Source organism: Mesorhizobium monacense (genome assembly GCF_056781675.1).
Genome location: NZ_CM165567.1, coordinates 5,940,960 through 5,956,512 on the forward strand (window position 1 = coordinate 5,940,960; position 15,553 = coordinate 5,956,512).

The 15,553-nt window shown below is 64.6% G+C and carries 17 protein-coding genes; 10 read left to right on the forward strand and 7 right to left on the reverse strand.

Going from position 1 to position 15,553, the window contains the following annotated elements; genetic code table 11:
• Positions 1–5: 5 nt before the first annotated feature.
• Positions 6–884, reverse strand: a complete 879-nt coding sequence (locus AC1RUK_RS28440) for an HpcH/HpaI aldolase/citrate lyase family protein (protein WP_481837977.1) — start codon at positions 882–884, stop codon at positions 6–8.
• A 298-nt stretch (positions 885–1,182) separates the two neighbouring features.
• Between AC1RUK_RS28440 and AC1RUK_RS28445 the strand changes: the two genes are divergently transcribed.
• Genes AC1RUK_RS28445 through AC1RUK_RS28460 form a run of 4 tightly spaced genes read left to right on the forward strand, consistent with a single transcriptional unit; the run spans position 1,183 to position 6,184 of the window.
• Positions 1,183–2,715 carry a DUF4153 domain-containing protein gene (locus AC1RUK_RS28445; protein WP_481839369.1) on the forward strand — a complete coding sequence of 511 codons (1,533 nt, stop codon included), beginning with the start codon at positions 1,183–1,185 and terminating at the stop codon, positions 2,713–2,715.
• Positions 2,716–2,718: 3 nt separating this feature from the next.
• Positions 2,719–3,411, forward strand: coding sequence for a response regulator (locus AC1RUK_RS28450; RefSeq protein ID WP_481837976.1), 693 nt, complete (start codon positions 2,719–2,721; stop codon positions 3,409–3,411).
• A gap of 59 nt (positions 3,412–3,470) precedes the next feature.
• The gene (locus tag AC1RUK_RS28455) at positions 3,471–4,988 is read left to right on the forward strand and encodes an ATP-binding protein (protein ID WP_481839368.1); all 1,518 of its coding nucleotides are present in this window, start codon (positions 3,471–3,473) and stop codon (positions 4,986–4,988) included.
• Between the two features lie 29 nt (positions 4,989–5,017).
• On the forward strand, positions 5,018–6,184 hold the full coding sequence (locus AC1RUK_RS28460) for an NAD(P)/FAD-dependent oxidoreductase (protein ID WP_481837975.1): 1,167 nt from the start codon (positions 5,018–5,020) through the stop codon (positions 6,182–6,184).
• Positions 6,185–6,422: 238 nt separating this feature from the next.
• Here AC1RUK_RS28460 and AC1RUK_RS28465 read toward each other — a convergent pair whose 3' ends face one another.
• The 4 genes from AC1RUK_RS28465 to AC1RUK_RS28480 form a co-directional block, all read right to left on the reverse strand.
• Positions 6,423–6,914 carry an SRPBCC family protein gene (locus AC1RUK_RS28465; protein WP_481837974.1) on the reverse strand — a complete coding sequence of 164 codons (492 nt, stop codon included), beginning with the start codon at positions 6,912–6,914 and terminating at the stop codon, positions 6,423–6,425.
• A 42-nt stretch (positions 6,915–6,956) separates the two neighbouring features.
• The gene (locus tag AC1RUK_RS28470) at positions 6,957–7,409 is read right to left on the reverse strand and encodes an SRPBCC family protein (RefSeq protein WP_481837973.1); all 453 of its coding nucleotides are present in this window, start codon (positions 7,407–7,409) and stop codon (positions 6,957–6,959) included.
• Positions 7,406–7,720, reverse strand: coding sequence for an ArsR/SmtB family transcription factor (locus AC1RUK_RS28475; protein WP_481839367.1), 315 nt, complete (start codon positions 7,718–7,720; stop codon positions 7,406–7,408). Before AC1RUK_RS28475 ends, AC1RUK_RS28470 begins: the two co-directional genes overlap by 4 nt.
• A 92-nt stretch (positions 7,721–7,812) precedes the next feature.
• Entirely contained in the window at positions 7,813–8,238 is a 426-nt protein-coding gene (locus tag AC1RUK_RS28480) for a GNAT family N-acetyltransferase (protein WP_481837972.1), read from the reverse strand.
• A gap of 165 nt (positions 8,239–8,403) precedes the next feature.
• Between AC1RUK_RS28480 and leuD the strand changes: the two genes are divergently transcribed.
• The 6 genes from leuD (at position 8,404) to AC1RUK_RS28510 (ending at position 12,380) form a co-directional block, all read left to right on the forward strand.
• The gene (gene leuD, locus AC1RUK_RS28485) at positions 8,404–9,009 is read left to right on the forward strand and encodes a 3-isopropylmalate dehydratase small subunit (RefSeq protein WP_120014521.1); all 606 of its coding nucleotides are present in this window, start codon (positions 8,404–8,406) and stop codon (positions 9,007–9,009) included.
• A 67-nt stretch (positions 9,010–9,076) separates the two neighbouring features.
• Complete coding sequence (locus AC1RUK_RS28490; protein ID WP_481837971.1) at positions 9,077–10,027, forward strand: Ivy family c-type lysozyme inhibitor; 951 nt, start codon at positions 9,077–9,079, stop codon at positions 10,025–10,027.
• A gap of 104 nt (positions 10,028–10,131) precedes the next feature.
• On the forward strand, positions 10,132–10,515 hold the full coding sequence (locus tag AC1RUK_RS28495) for a RidA family protein (RefSeq protein ID WP_481837970.1): 384 nt from the start codon (positions 10,132–10,134) through the stop codon (positions 10,513–10,515).
• 13 nt (positions 10,516–10,528) lie between these two features.
• Positions 10,529–10,879, forward strand: coding sequence for a VOC family protein (locus AC1RUK_RS28500; protein ID WP_481837969.1), 351 nt, complete (start codon positions 10,529–10,531; stop codon positions 10,877–10,879).
• An 87-nt stretch (positions 10,880–10,966) separates the two neighbouring features.
• Positions 10,967–12,070 carry a 3-isopropylmalate dehydrogenase gene (gene leuB, locus AC1RUK_RS28505; protein ID WP_481837968.1) on the forward strand — a complete coding sequence of 368 codons (1,104 nt, stop codon included), beginning with the start codon at positions 10,967–10,969 and terminating at the stop codon, positions 12,068–12,070.
• 7 nt (positions 12,071–12,077) lie between these two features.
• Positions 12,078–12,380, forward strand: a complete 303-nt coding sequence (locus AC1RUK_RS28510) for a hypothetical protein (RefSeq protein ID WP_481837967.1) — start codon at positions 12,078–12,080, stop codon at positions 12,378–12,380.
• 170 nt (positions 12,381–12,550) lie between these two features.
• Here AC1RUK_RS28510 and AC1RUK_RS28515 read toward each other — a convergent pair whose 3' ends face one another.
• The gene (locus tag AC1RUK_RS28515) at positions 12,551–13,252 is read right to left on the reverse strand and encodes a DUF805 domain-containing protein (protein WP_481837966.1); all 702 of its coding nucleotides are present in this window, start codon (positions 13,250–13,252) and stop codon (positions 12,551–12,553) included.
• 101 nt (positions 13,253–13,353) lie between these two features.
• On the reverse strand, positions 13,354–15,219 hold the full coding sequence (locus AC1RUK_RS28520) for a DEAD/DEAH box helicase (RefSeq protein ID WP_481837965.1): 1,866 nt from the start codon (positions 15,217–15,219) through the stop codon (positions 13,354–13,356).
• Positions 15,220–15,553: the final 334 nt, after the last annotated feature.

The window sequence follows — 15,553 nt, forward strand, 5'->3', positions numbered from 1 at the left end:
CTTTATCATGCGCCGATGGCCGCCGCCTTCGCCAGCAGTTTTTCGGCCTGCGCCAGATGCAGCCGCTCGACCATTTTGCCATCCAGCGCGATCACGCCCTTGCCGGCATTTTCGGCAAGGGTGAAGGCGTCCTTCACCGCGCGTGCCGCGGCCACTGCCTCTGCGGACGACGCAAAGGCGCGGTTCGCCCCTTCGATCTGGGCCGGGTGGATGAGCGACTTGCCGTCGAACCCCATGGCGGCGGCTTCCGCGCATTCGCGCGCCAGGGCATCCAAATCGCGAAAATCGTTGGTCACGCCGTCGAGAATATCGAGCCCGCCGGCGCGCGCGGCCAGCACCATCTGCATCAGCCAGGGCATGAGATAGCGCCGGTCCGGCGTGGCCAGGATGCCGGTCTCCTTGATCAGATCATTCGTTCCGGCAACGAAACAAGCGAGCCGCGAGGCCGGGTCGCGGCCCAGTTCGGCAATGGCGCCGATGTTGAGCAGGGCCTTGGGCGTCTCGATCATCGCCCAGATCTTGACCGTATCCGGGGCGAAATTGTCGTCGAGCACATCGCCGGCCTCCAGGATGTCGCGCGGCGTGACGACCTTGGGCAGGAGGATACCGTCGGCCTCGACCTTCGCCGCCGCCAGCACATCGTCGGCGCCCCATTCGCTGGACAGCGCATTGACCCGCACGATCATTTCGCAGCGCCGGTTCGGGCGGCTGGCAAAAATGCCCGCCAGTTTTTCGCGCGCCGCAAGCTTGTCGGCCGGCGCCACGGCATCTTCGAGGTCGATGATGATGGCGTCGCAGGCAAGCGAAGCGACCTTGGCCAGCGCTCTGTCGTTCGAGCCGGGGATGTAGAGCACCGAGCGGCGCGGTCGGTAGGTTTCAGTCATGCCCGATCTATGCCGCCAGAGACAGGGAGAGGCAAGCCTCTTCGCCCTGCACGAAAACTGCACGCAATTGCAGGAAACCTCCTCCAAACCGCCGCGCCTCTTCCCTGCCAGCCTGCGAGACAGGCGGCATGCAAGAGCGAACAAACCTCCGTTGTTCCCTGCCGTATAGGCTGCGCTGCGAAGGCTGGTGGCTGGTCGATCCGCCGAAGGTCCGCCCGACGGCGAGCCTGCTGCCCTTCATCCCGAGATCGCCGTCGCGCTATGCCGGCCGCGCGGCAGAAGCGAGGACCATTCGCTCATGACGGCGTTGCTTACTCCGAGCTATTGCAGCCGCTTCGGCATCGCCGTGCTGCTGGTCGCGCTGGCGGATTTTCTCTTCTATGGCGAGCCGGCCGGCATCAATTTCTTGCTGTTCGCCATCCTGACCGCCGGTGCGGTCGTGGCCGTGCATCCTTCGGCCTTCAGCGAGGCCAGGCTCTGGCTCAAGCCCGCCGCCCTGCTCGTCGCGCTGCTGCCGCTGGTCGAAAACGTCAGCCCTTTGTCGGTCGTGATCGCGCTGGTGGCGCTGGCGATGTTTGCGCTTTCGCTCGCCGGACGGCTGCGTTCCAGCCTTGCCCGCATCGCCGGCCAGCTCTCACTCTTCCTGCTCGCCGCGCCCTTCCGGCTCATTCGCGACTTCTTCCGCTGGCGCAAGGCGGCGCGGCGGTTTGGGCGGCGGCACATCCGGCTTGCGGCAATCGCCGTCTGGGCGATGCCGCTGGCGCTCGGCGCGGTGTTCCTGGCCCTGTTCGGCGCCGCCAACCCGGTCATCGAATACTGGTTCACGCTGATCGACCTGTTCGCGCTGCTCGATCTTATCCAGCTGGCGCGGCTGATCTTCTGGCTGCTGGTGCTTGCCGGCGTCTGGGCCTTCCTGCGTCCCCGCCTGCCGCGCCTTCTTCGTCGCTTGCCGCGTTTGGCGCCGACCGTGCCCGCCGATGCACAGCCGGTGACAAAAGCCGTCACCACGATCGAGGACATCGTCTTCGGCAAGGCCGCGATCCTGCGCGCGCTGGTCGTGTTCAACCTACTGTTTGCGCTGCAGACCGGGCTCGACGCCACCTATCTCTGGGGCGGCGTCGCCCTCCCCGACGGGCTGACCTACGCCGCCTACGCACATCGCGGCGCCTATCCATTGATCGTCACCGCGCTGCTCGCCGCTGGCTTCGTGCTGGCAGCGCTGCGGCCGGGCAGTGAAACCTCCAATGATCCGCTGATCCGCCGGCTGGTCTATGCCTGGGTTGCGCAGAACATCGTGCTGGTCATTTCTTCGATCCTGCGGCTCGACCTCTATGTCGGCATCTATGCGCTGACCTATCTGCGCATCGCCGCCTTTGTCTGGATGGGGCTGGTGGCGGCGGGCCTGGCGCTGATCATCGCCCGCATCGCGCTGAGAAAATCCAGCGAATGGCTGCTGTCCGCCAATCTTCTGACGTTATCGGCGACGCTCTATGTCTGCTGCTTCATCAACTTCGCCGCGCTGATCGCCAACTACAATGTCGACCGCTCCTACGAAATGAACGGCCCGGGCACCCACCTCGATCTCCAGTATGTCCGCTCGCTCGGCCCCAGTGCCTTGCCGGCCCTCGATCGCTTTTTCGACCACCAAAAGAAAGTATTCCTTGCTGATAAACGCGACGGGGTCGACGCGATGACCGAAGCCCGCTATCGCACCAAGCAGAGAAACTGGCGCGCGTGGAGCTTTCGCGACTGGCGGCTTCTGCGCTATCTCGACAGCAACGGCGCGCTCGTGAATCCTGCCGTTTCCGAACCTTACGTGCCGGGCCGCTGATCGATGCCGCATAACATCCTGGTTGCCGACGACGATCCGCACATCCGCGAGATCATCTGCTTCGCGCTGGAAAAGGCGGGGATGAGGACGGTTTCGGTATCCGACGGCGCCGCCGCATTGCAGGCCATCGAACGCCGTGCGCCGGACCTCGTCGTGCTCGACATCGGCATGCCGGAGATGGACGGGCTGGAGGTCTGCCGGCGGCTCAGGCAGCGATCCGACGTGCCGGTGCTGTTCCTGTCGGCGCGGGATGAAGAGATCGACCGCATCCTCGGGCTGGAAATGGGCGGCGACGACTATGTCACCAAGCCGTTCAGCCCGCGTGAACTGGTGGCGCGCGTCAACGTCATCCTGCGCCGCGCCCGCCAGGCGCCGGCCGAGAGCGACGAGCGGCAGTTTTCGCATGGCAGGCTGGTGCTGGTGCCGGCCAGCCATGGCGCCAGCTTCGACGGCAAGGAGTTGGCGCTGACGGGAATCGAGTTCGCGATCCTCAAAGGCTTCCTCGCGCGCCCCTCGCATGTGCTCGCCCGCGAGGCGGTGATGGCCAACGCCTATGCCGCTAACATCCATGTCGCCGATCGCACCGTCGACAGCCATATCCGCAACATCCGCGCCAAGCTGGCGGCGGTTGGCTGCGCCGACGCGATCGAGACCGTGCATGGCGTCGGCTTCCGGCTCGGCCGGTGCGGCGCGTGACCCCCGACAAATGGCGGCCGCGCCTTGCCACGGTCGTCATCGCCATCCTGATCGTGGTGATGGCGCTGCCACTGGTCGGCCTGTTCTTCTTCCGGCTCTATGAGAACCAGCTGATCCGCCAGACCGAGGCTGAGCTGATCGCGCAAGGCGCCGTGCTTGCCGCCATCTATGCGCAGGACGTGCGCGAAGCGGGCATTCCGGCGGAAAAACTCCGCGTGCCGATGCCGGCATCGGGAAGCGACGCCGAGAGCCGGACCGACAATTCAAGCTCGCCCTACCGGCCGATCGAACCGCGTCTCGATCTCGCCTCAGACACAGTCCTGCCGACCCGGCCGGCGGCTACAACCGCCGTCGCCGATCCAGACTTCGCGGCAATCGGCGCGCGCCTGTCAGGCCTCCTCACGGAAACGCAGAAAACCACGCTGGCCGGCTTCCGGCTGCTCGACCCCAGGGGCGTCGTCATTGCCGGGCGCGAAGAGGTCGGCCAGTCGCTCGGCGGCGTCGGGGAGGTTCGTGCCGCGCTCGCCGGCCGCTATGCGAGTGCGCTCAGGCTGCGGATCCCCGAGGAACCGGCGCCGCCGCTCTATTCGGTCAGCCGCGGCACCAAGGTGCGCGTCTTCGTCGCCATGCCGGTCGCTGTCGACGGCAAGGTCGCCGGCGTGGTCTATCTGTCGCGGACGCCGAACAACATCGTCAAGCATCTCTATGGCGAGCGTGGCAAAGTGACGTTGGCGGCGATCGCTATTCTCGGCGGCACGCTGCTCATCGGGCTGGTCTTCCTGCGCACCGTCAGCCGGCCGATCTACGGGCTGATCGAACGGACCAGGCGCATCGCCGCCGGCGACCGCGCGGCGATGCGACCGCTCGATCACCACGGCACGCGCGAGATGGCCGCGCTTTCCACGGCCTTTCTCGACATGGCTGAAAAGCTGCAGGCGCGCTCCGACAGCATCCAGACTTTTGCCACCCATGTCTCGCATGAGCTGAAATCGCCGCTGACGGCGATCCAGGGCGCGGCGGAGCTTTTGCGCGATTCCGGTTCGGCGATGGACGAGGCCGAGCGGCGGCGGTTCTCCAACAACATCGTCACCGATGCCGGACGGCTCAATCTTCTGGTGCGCCGCCTGCTCGACCTGGCGCGGGCCGAAAACCTTGCCCCGAGCGGCGATACCACCTCGATCGGTGCGGCGCTGGCGCTGCTGCCGGTCGAAAACAGGCTGGCTGTGCAGGTTGAGGCGGGCGGCGACATCGCCTTGCGCATCTCCGGCGAAAACGCGGCCATCGTGCTTGCCAACCTGATCGACAATTCGGCGCGCCACGACGCCACGGCAGTTTCGCTCTCGGCGACCAGCGCGGACGGCAAGGTGACCATCCGTGTCAGCGACGACGGCGCCGGCATTTCGCCGAGCAACCGTGCCAAGGTCTTCGAGCCGTTCTTCACCACGCGCCGCGAGTCCGGCGGCACCGGCATGGGGCTTGGCATCGTGCTGGCCCTCCTGAAAGCGCATGATGGCACGATCAGGCTGGTTGACTCCGAACGCGGCACGCGCTTCGAGATCACTTTGCCTGCCGCATGAAGGATGCGCGCGGCGGATCGGAGAAAAGAGTGCGCTACGACATCGTCATCATCGGCGGAGCCATCGTCGGCTCCTCGGTCGCCTACTATCTGCGCGAGGAAGGGTTTTCGGGCTCGATCGCGCTTATCGAGCGCGACCCGCAATTCGCCCATGCGGCAACGACATTGTCCTGCGCTTCCATCCGCCAGCAATTCTCGATCCCGGAAAACATCCGCCTGTCGCAGTTCACGCTAAAGCTGTTCCGGCGGCTGACGGAGACCTTTGGGCCGGATGCCGATATCGGCTTTCGCGAAGGCGGCTATCTCATCCTGGCCGGCGAGAACGGGCTGCCTATCCTGAAGGCCAACCATGAGGCGCAGATGGCCGAGGGCGCCGACATCGTGCTCGAAGATGCGGATGCGCTGGTGCGACGCTTCCCGTGGCTGTCTGCCGAGGGCATCACCGCCGGCGCCTATGGCCGAACCGGCGAGGGCTGGTTCGACGCGCATGCGATGCTGATGTTGTTCCGCAAGGCGCTGCGCGAGAAAAAGATCGATTTCATCACCGCCGACGTCACCGGCATCGAGCGGCTGGGCGACCGCGTGACAAGCGTGACCCTCGACAATGGCGACAGGCTGGAGGCCGGCATCGTCGTCAACGCCGCCGGGCCGAATGCCGGCAAGGTGGCTGCCATGGCCGGGCTGGCGTTGCCGGTCGAGCCGCGCAAGCGCAACGTCTTTGTGTTCGAGGCGCGTGAAAAGTATGCCGACATGCCGCTGCTGGTCGATCCCTCCGGCATCTATGTTCGGCCGGAAGGCTCGGTCTACATCACCGGCGGCGCCGAGCCGGAGGAGGGCGACGGCCCGGCCGATCCCAAGGATTTCGATCCGGACTGGCCGCTGTTCGAAGAGGTGATCTGGCCGGTGCTGGCGACCCGCATCCCGGCCTTCGAGGCGATCAAGCCGACACGCGCCTGGGCCGGACACTACGACTACAACACGCTCGACCAGAACGCGGTGATCGGCCCGCATCCGGAGGTAGGCAATTTCCTGTTCGCCAATGGTTTTTCAGGTCACGGCCTGCAGCAGGCGCCGGCGGTCGGCAAGGCGCTGGCCGAGCTGATCGTGCATGGTGGGTACCGCACGGTGGATTGCTCGGCATTTGGGTATGGCCGGGTGGCCGAAGGGCGGGCGTTTCGGGAATTGAATGTGATTTGAGGGTTAGGGACTCTCGCTTTCGGACGTTGACGCTGCCCCTCACCTGCCTGCCGGCATCCTCTCCCCGTAAACGGGGCGGGGGGCCATGTTCCCGGCGATTTCGCCAATCACCGAGCGTTGCAGGAAGGCCGCCAGGTTGCGACCAGCCTCTTTCTCCCCGTTTACGGGGAGAAATGCCCGGCAGGCAATGAGGGGCAGCGCCGACGTCACCCAATTCGCTACTGGACTCAGCCGCCGCCTAAGCCGCAACCCGTCTGCCCGCATCAAGATACCCCTGCAGCCAGCCCAGCACGCGCGCCCAGCCATCTGCATGCTCGGCCGCCGCGTCCGCAAACCCGGCAAACCCACCATGGCAGATTGTGAGCCGCGTGCCGCCGCCGACCGGCTCCAGCAGATAGGCGACCGTCGTTTCATGCCGGCCAAGCGTCGGGTGATCCCAGTTGTATATTCGTGTCTGCACGACGCGGCGCGGCGTTTCGACCTCCAGAAACCGGCCGCTGGCGGGCAGGCGCATGCCGCCGGCCGTGCGCACTGTGACGCTCCAATACCCGCCGTCGCGGAGGTCGGCCGTCCAGCCGGTCATACGGTAGGTGTCCGCGGAGCCGCACCAGCGCTCGACCTCGTCGGTGACAAGCGCCGCAAGCACCAGTTCGGGAGGAGCGGGAATTTCGGCCGATGCCATGACCGTCTCGCCATTCGCCATGGCCTGCGGCGAGGAATGTTGGAGCATTTTCCACCTCCACAAAGGACTGTTTCGGAATCGAAACGAGCTTCAGGCCGCCTTTGACGGTGGGCGCTCAAAGCCCTTGCCAGTTTCGAGCAAACTCTTCAGGCTCGACAGCACGAGCGGCCAGCCCTTTGCGACGTTCGCGATCAGTTTGTGCGGACCGTCGGCCTCGTGGGTGACGGCGAGTTTCATCATCTCGCCGTCCTGCTCGATGGTGAAGGTGCAGCGCGTGTAGCCGTCGGCCTTCACCTCGGGCATCCATTGGTTGCGCCATTTGATCACCAGGCGCCTGGGCGGGTCGATTTCGAGGATCTCGCCGCTGTCGGCGACGCGGCCGTCCGGGAAGATCAGCTTCCAGTCGGACCCCACTTTCCAGTCGCTCTCCTGATAGGAGCAGAGAAAGAATTGCCGGTTGAATTCCGGCTCGGTCAGCGCTTCCCAGAGCTTTTCAGGCGTGGTGCGGATGTAGGTGACATAAACGAAGGTGTTGTCGCTCACGGCTCTTCCCTTTCAAGTCGTTTCTTCAAATTACTGAGGGCGTTCAGTCGCCCCCGTTCGAACTTGCCGATCCAGCGTTCGGCGATCTCGTTGATAGGAACGGGGTTGAGGTAGTGCTCCTTCTCGCGCCCGTTGCGGATGGCGGTGACGAGGTTCGCCTCCTCCAGGATCGCCAGATGCTTCGTCACCGCCTGGCGCGTCATGTCGATTTCGCCGCACAGCGCGTTCAGCGTCTGCCCGTTCCTGGCATGGAGGCTGTCCAGCAATTGCCGGCGGGTCGGGTCGGCCAGTGCGCGAAAGACTGCATCCATGCTCATGCGCTTTAATATGCAACCATTTGGTTGCATGTCAAGGCGCCGCATTCAGGTGGAGGATCACTGCTTCGTGAGATGGTGGCTGGGATTCAGCCCTTGCGGCCGAACCAGAACGCGTCTGGCATGCGCTTCATGCCGATGCGTTCGTAGAAACCGACGGCGTCGGGCATGGAGATCAGGCTGACAGCGACGGAAGGCCCGAGCTGCCGGCGCGCCTCGTCCATCAGGCCCTTGCCGATGCCGAGCCCTTGCGCCGATTGGGAGACGGCGAGTTCGGAAATGTAGCAGACCCAGGCAAAGTCGGTCATGGCGCGAGCAACGCCGAGCAATGGCTTGCCCTCGGCGTCGAGACGCGCCGTCAGCACCAGGTTGGCGCCGGAAAGCATTTTCTCCAGCCGGGCCCCGTCATCGACGGGGCGCGTTTCGCCGAGGCCGGATTCCACCAGCACGCGGCGGAACTCGGCGACGTCGAGCGTCGGCTCGCTGGCGTAGAGAACTTTGGATTGTGTTGTCATGCCGGCCAAGGTGCACCACGGGCGGCCGGTTTTGAAGCCTTTGCGTGCCGATCTCGTGATCGACGGCCAAGAGCGGGCGCAAACAGCTGCCTTTTATTTGCCCGCGGCTTTGTGTAAACCGGGCGCCAGCAAATCCCCCGCAGCGAAAAGAAGACGGGCAGACCCATGGAAAAATTCACCAAGCTCACCGGCGTTGCCGCTCCGATGCCGATCGTCAATGTCGACACCGACATGATCATCCCCAAGGATTATCTCAAGACGATCAAGCGCACCGGGCTCGGCAGCGGCCTGTTCGCCGAAATGCGCTACAAGGACGACGGCTCGGAAAACCCGGACTTCGTGCTCAACAAGCCGGCCTATCGCAAGGCGCAGATCCTGGTCGCCGGCGACAATTTCGGCTGCGGCTCGAGCCGCGAGCACGCGCCGTGGGCGCTGCTCGATTTCGGCATTCGCTGCGTCATCTCGACCTCGTTCGCCGACATCTTCTACAACAATTGCTTCAAGAACGGTATTTTGCCGATCACCGTCAGCCCGGAAGATCTGGAGAAGCTGATGGACGACGCCTCGCGCGGTTCCAACGCAACGGTGTCGGTCGATCTCGAGGCCAAGGAGATCCGCGGCCCGGATGGCGGCGTGGTCACCTTCGACCTCGACGACTTCAAGCGCCACTGCCTGCTCAATGGCCTCGACGATATTGGCCTGACCATGGAGAAGGCCGGCGCCATCGACTCGTTCGAGAAGAAGAACGCCGAGCAGCGCCCCTGGGCCTGAACGGCCGGATCTGAGCGGCTAGCGAAGCGGCGCCGATGGCCGGCATGGCGTTGAACGGAGGACGGTCATGACACGCTCGCTTCTGGCCGGCGCCTCAGTACTGGCGTTGATGGTCCTGCCCGCGAGAAGCACCTATGCCCAGACGCAGACGCCCGCCGCGCAACAGACCCCGGCAGCGGGCGACCAGCCGGCAACCGACCAGGGCGCGGCCGATCAGGGATCGTCGAGCACCACCGATGCGGCGCCCACCGACGACGACAAGCAGGCGCCGATCCCGTTCGAGGGCGGCCAACTGACCATCACGCAGCCGGAGCAGGACGGTGAAAAGGTGCTGGCCTATGACGGCAAGCTGCTGGCGAGCAATTACGACGTCTACTTCGACAAGGTCGTCAAGGTCGGCGGCGTCAATGTGGCGCTGGTCGATGTCGGCGACGGCGGCAATCAGTGCGGCCCGGCCAAGGTGATCGTGTGGAAGCCGGAAGGCGGCTCCATCCAGACCACAACGGTCGAGCAGGACGAATGCGGCGCGCCGCCGGCGGCGGTGTCGGACCACGCCATCTATTTCGTGCCCTATCTCCTGCCGGGGGAATCGAGGCCGGCGCTGCAATGGTCGCCCACCGAAGGGCTGACGACCTCTGGCAATCTCAGCTATGTGCCGGAACCCGGCACCGACTGGAAAGATGTCGATCCGGCCAAATACCAGAACATCATCGATGCCTTCCACAACGAGGCTGTCTACAAGGCGGCCGAGACGCTGCTCGGCAAGGAAATGCCCGATATGGCGACCAGCCTTTTGGTTGGCGGCGGCACGGAAAAAACGGCGTCGGGCGCCTTCTACGCCAGCGGCTGCGTGCCGCATGATTGCGGCGGCAATGACGGCTTCATGGCGGTCGACCCGGCCAAGCACACGCTCTACTTCGCCCGCCGCGGCGACGATGGCGAGCCGAATTCCTGGCCTGACGTGAAGACCTGGCCGGCGGATATTAAGGAGGCGCTGGACAAGGCGCAGGGGAACTAGGTTTTTCTGCGAGGGGGGTGCTGTCCCGCCGACATCAACCGCTTGGCCCATGGTCAGTCCTGCTCTTTCCCTACAAGATGCCCGCAACGATTTCGCGAGGCCCCATGCGCAAACTTATCTCCACCGGTTCGCCCTTCGAAAAAACCGCCGGCTATTCTCGCGCGGTGGTGCAGGGCGACTGGTGTTTCGTGTCCGGGACCACCGGCTACGACTACGCGACCATGACCATGCCGGAGACGGTCGAGGCGCAGACGCGCAATTGTCTCGCCACCATAGCCAAGGCGTTGCAGGACGGCGGTTTCGACATGGCGGATGTGGTGCGGGCGCATTACTACATCACCGACCAGGCTTTCGTGGATGTCGTCTTCCCGATCCTTGGCGAAGCCTTCGGCGAGATCAGGCCGGCGGCGACGATGATCGTGTGCCAGCTCAACAAGCCGGAAATGAAGATCGAGATTGAGGTCACGGCGCTGCGGCGGACGGCATGAGGAGGCCAAAGCCATGACGGTCCGGCGCATCGTTGCAAACATCGGCACGCCGGACTTGGCTGCGGCAAAGCACTTCTACCATGATGTGCTCGGCCTCGATGTGCTCATGGATCTAGGCTGGATCGCCACCTACGGCTCGCAAGCGACGATGACCGTTCAGGTCAGCTTCATGGCCCAAGGCGGCTCCGGCACGCCGGTGCCGGATCTGTCGATCGAGGTCGACGATGTCGATGCCGCGCTCGACGCCATGAAGACCGCCGGCTTCGCCATCGAATACGGGCCGGCCGACGAACCCTGGGGCGTGCGGCGCTTTTATGTGCGCGACCCGTTCGGCAAGCTGGTCAATATCCTCTCGCACCGGTGACCACGCTTCCCACGCGCAGGCTTGCGCACCGGCCGCTTGGCGTTTAGCAAGGCCGCGATTTCAACTTTCTTTCCGGGACGGTTCTCCATGGCTTCGAAAAATCTTCTCCTGCTCGCCGGCGACGGCATCGGCCCCGAGGCGATGGCCGAGGTGAAGAAGCTGATCGCGGCCATGAACGCAAAGCTGGGCAGTGGTTTTGCCACCGACGAAGGCCTGGTCGGCGGCTGCGCCTATGATGCGCATGGCGCGGCGATCTCCGATGCCGATATGGAAAAGGCGATGGCGGCGGATGCGGTGCTGTTCGGCGCCGTCGGCGGGCCGAAATGGGACAAGGTGCCTTACGAGGTGCGTCCTGAAGCCGGCCTGCTGCGCCTGCGCAAGGACATGGAGCTGTTTGCCAATCTGCGCCCGGCCATATGCTATCCGGCGCTGGCCGCATCCTCCTCGCTCAAGCAGGAGGTCGTCGAGGGTCTCGATATCCTGATCGTGCGCGAACTCACTGGCGGCGTCTATTTCGGTGAGCCGAAACAGATCATCGATCTCGGCAACGGCCAGAAGCGCGGCATCGACACGCAGGTCTACGACACGTTCGAGATCGAACGCATCTCCGGCGTCGCTTTCGAGCTGGCGCGGACGCGCAAGAACCATGTCACCTCGATGGAAAAGCGCAACGTGATGAAGTCGGGCGTGCTGTGGAACGAGGTCGTCACCCAGACGCACAAGGCCAAATATGCCGACGTCAAGCTCGACCACATGCTGGCCGATGCCGGCGGCATGCAGCTGGTTCGCTGGCCAAAACAGTTCGACGTCATCGTCACCGACAATCTGTTCGGCGACATGCTGTCCGACATCGCCGCCATGTTGACCGGCTCGATCGGCATGCTGCCGTCGGCCTCGCTCGGCGCACCGGATGTGAAGACCAAAAAGCGCAAGGCGCTTTACGAGCCAGTGCATGGCTCGGCGCCCGACATCGCCGGCCAGGGCATCGCCAACCCGATTGCCATGATCGCCTCCTTCGCCATGTGCCTGCGCTATTCCTTCGGCATGGTGGCCGAGGCCGACAAGCTCGAAGGCGCCATCGCCGCGGTGCTCGACCAGGGCTTGCGCACCAAGGACATCCTGTCCGAGGGCATGACCGAGGTCGGCACCGTCGAGATGGGCGACGCGATCATCGCCAAGTTCCTGGGGTGACAGTTGCATGGGCGAAGTGCAGCGCGCCATCGAAAGAGAGCTTCTTGCCGAGCACGAACGCCAGGCTGACTTTCGCGGCGATCAACACCTCGCGCCATTGCTGCAGTTCATCCACGAACGATATCAGGTCGAAAAGAGCGATTTCTATCTGCTAAAGGTCATTCCCGATCAACACGAGTTGTGTCTCTCGCTCTGGCTTTGGCCGGATAAGGTGGTTGACTGCGAAATTTCCTATGACGGATCGACGTTTGAAATTGTCGAGACGCGCGCGATTCAGGCCCACAGGAAGCCCTTCGGGGTCGTGCTTTGAAAGACTTCCATATCGTCGAGCGCTTCGCCTTGGGCGAGCAGTCTTAGCAGCCTGACTCAGGTTCGGACCAATCGGTCTCGCTCCAGCCGGCACCGGCTAAACCCTGACGCCTGCCGGCATCGGACCCCAGCGATTTTCGCCAAATTGAGATGGCAATATGCACGTTTCGGTTAGATCCTGACACCGGCCGGCACCGGACCCCACTGGTTCTCGCGCGCTTGCGTCGGGATCAGCGCGAAGACCAGCGTGGCGAGGCCGCCGACAGACGGGATGAAGCAGAGGATGGCAAGCCAGCCCGTCAGGCCGATATCGTGCAGGCGGCGTACGATGAGCCCGATCCATGGCAGCATCGTCGCCAGGATGAACAGGCCGGAAAGACCGACGGTCATCGCGGGCACTTCCTCGCCGGCGCCCAAATTGCCCATTGCCGAGTCGGCGAACAGGCCGATGGCGACGACCACGATGATGCTGATCGTCCAGAACAGGCAAAAGCCCCAGAACTCCTTGCGGCGGGCGCGGTCAGCGAAGTTGACATAGTTTTCGGTCACGGCTCGCCAGAAATAGTCCCATAGGCCGGTGGATAGGGTTGGCCCAGTGTCGGCAGCGCGGCCGAAATGCTGCGGCTGAGCAGCCGCCGCCGGGGCAGTGCGGGGCTGTGACTGGGCGCCTGCTGGAGCCGCCGACATCTGGGCGCGGATCGAATAGACATTGCGCGCCTGGCCGCCGCCCGGCTGGAATTCGACAAGCGCGCCCTTGGCTACCGAGGCGTCGCGGCGCATGTCCTCGCGCGCGAAGCTGTAGCGGTTGCCGTCCGCTCCGGCGATGAAACCGAAACCCTGGTCTTCGTCATAGTGAAGAACTTCGCCGCGCATTGCCGTGTCCCCCATTGCCGCGCATGCCCAGACTGTTCAAAGTTGCGGCGAACCGCAAGGGGCATGCGAGAAACGGGCGGCCGCTATGACAAACCGGGCGATCAACCCGGCCGGGTTTTCGATTTCTTGTGCTTTGGCGGTCCGGCCTTGTCGAATTTCGGCTTGCCTGCTTTCGCAGCCCAGGGCTTTGCCTCGAACGGAGGGCGCTGCCCATCCGATGGCGCGGCGCGCTTGTCGAATTTCGGCTTGTGGGCACTTTGCGGCGCATTCTGATCGAATGCCCGCTTGCCGCGATGCGGCTTCTTGTCAGGCTGCGGCGGCTGATAGCCAGCTCGGGACAGATCGGGCGTGCCGTCCAGCCGCTTCACCACGATGTTGTTCTGCAATTTGCGGTCCGGGCCGATCGCCGCCAGGAACTGGTCGGCCCAGTCGGCGGCGATTTGAACGAAGGTCTCTTCCGGCTGCATCTTGATGGCGCCGATCTCGCGCTTGGAGATGTTGCCGGCGCGGCACAGCATCGGGATCAGCCAGCGCGGCTCGGCATTCTGCCGGCGGCCGACCGACAGCGAGAACCAGACGCTGGCGCCGAAATCGTCGCGGCGGCTGGGCGTCTCGTCGCGGCGGGCAAACTTTTCGCCCGACGGCGTGAAGGGTGCGACGTCCATGAGATCTTCGGGCGCCGAGCGGCTGGCGCGACATTGGCGTACGAAGGCGGCCGCCACCTGTTCGGCGCCATGCCGAGCGAGAAGCGCGTCGATGAAAGCGCGCTCGTCATCCTTCACCGGCTCGTCGAAAGCCGGGTCGGCAAGAATGCGCTCGTCGTCGCGCTGGATCACATCGTCGGCCGACGGCGGGCTGGCCCATGTCGCCTTGAGCCCGGCGTTCTGCAGCAGCCGTTCGGTGCGCTTGCGGGCACTGTTCGGAACGATCAGCGCGCTGACGCCCTTGCGCCCGGCACGTCCGGTTCGTCCGCTCCGGTGCAGCAGCGTTTCCGGGTTGGTCGGCAGGTCGGCATGAACAACCAGTTCGAGGTTGGGCAGGTCGATGCCGCGAGCCGCCACGTCGGTGGCGATGCACACCTTGGCGCGGCCGTCGCGCATCGCCTGCAAGGCATGGCTGCGCTCGTTCTGGCTGAGCTCGCCGGACAGTGCGACGACCGAGAAATTGCGGTTGTTGAAGCGCGCGGTCAGATGGTTGACGGCGGCGCGGGTGTTGCAGAACACCAGCGCGTTCTTGGCCTCGTAGTAGCGAAGCACGTTGATGATGGCGTTTTCCCGGTCGGCCTGCGCGACGTTCAGCGCCCGGTATTCGATGTCGAGATGCTGCTTTTCCTCGCCGGCGGCCGAGATGCGCACCGCATCGCGCTGGTAGCCCTGGGCCAGAGTGGCGATGGAGCGCGGCACGGTGGCCGAGAACATCAAGGTGCGGCGCTCGGCCGGCGCGGCATCGAGGATGAATTCCAGGTCCTCACGAAAACCGAGATCGAGCATCTCGTCGGCTTCGTCGAGCACCACGGCCTTCAGCGCCGACATGTCGAGAGCGTGCCGAGTGATGTGGTCGCGCAGCCGGCCGGGCGTGCCGACGACGATGTGGGCGCCGCGCTCCAGCGCGCGCCGCTCCGTGCGCATGTCCATGCCGCCGACGCAGGACGCCACCGTGGCGCCGGTCAGCTCGTAGAGCCATTGCAATTCGCGCGTCACCTGCAAGGCGAGTTCGCGCGTCGGTGCCACGGCCAGCGCCAGCGGTGCCGCGGCCTGGTCAAAGCGCTCCGCACCTTCGAGAAGGGTCGGCGCCAGCGCCAGGCCGAAGGCGACGGTCTTGCCGGAGCCGGTCTGCGCCGAAACCAGTGCATCGGCCTCACCGAGCTCGGGGGCGAGAACCGCCTTCTGCACCGGCGTCAGCTCGGCATAGCCGCGTTTTTCCAGCGCCTGTGCAAGCGCAGGAACAATACCTTGGAAACTGGACATCTATCTCTTTCGGAATTCAGGGTCTGCGCTCGTCATGGAGCACATGCCGGGGCCGGCGCCGCGCCAGCCAAACAATCTTGGCCGTTCGTACTTCGTGCCGCCGCTCTTGTACAGGGTGGCGTGACGACCATGCGTCGCGCCACCAATTGACTCTTTATGCAAACCGCGTAAAAGCCCGCATCGAACGGGATCGTTTTCGATGCGCGGCCTTTTGATGGCTCTTCTTGCATTCGACTTCCCTGGCCACAATGCGAACCATTGGGCCGGGCGCGTCGGCGCGTCCCCTCGTACCAGCAAAACCACGGCCAAAACCACCACCAAAACGGTGTGATTC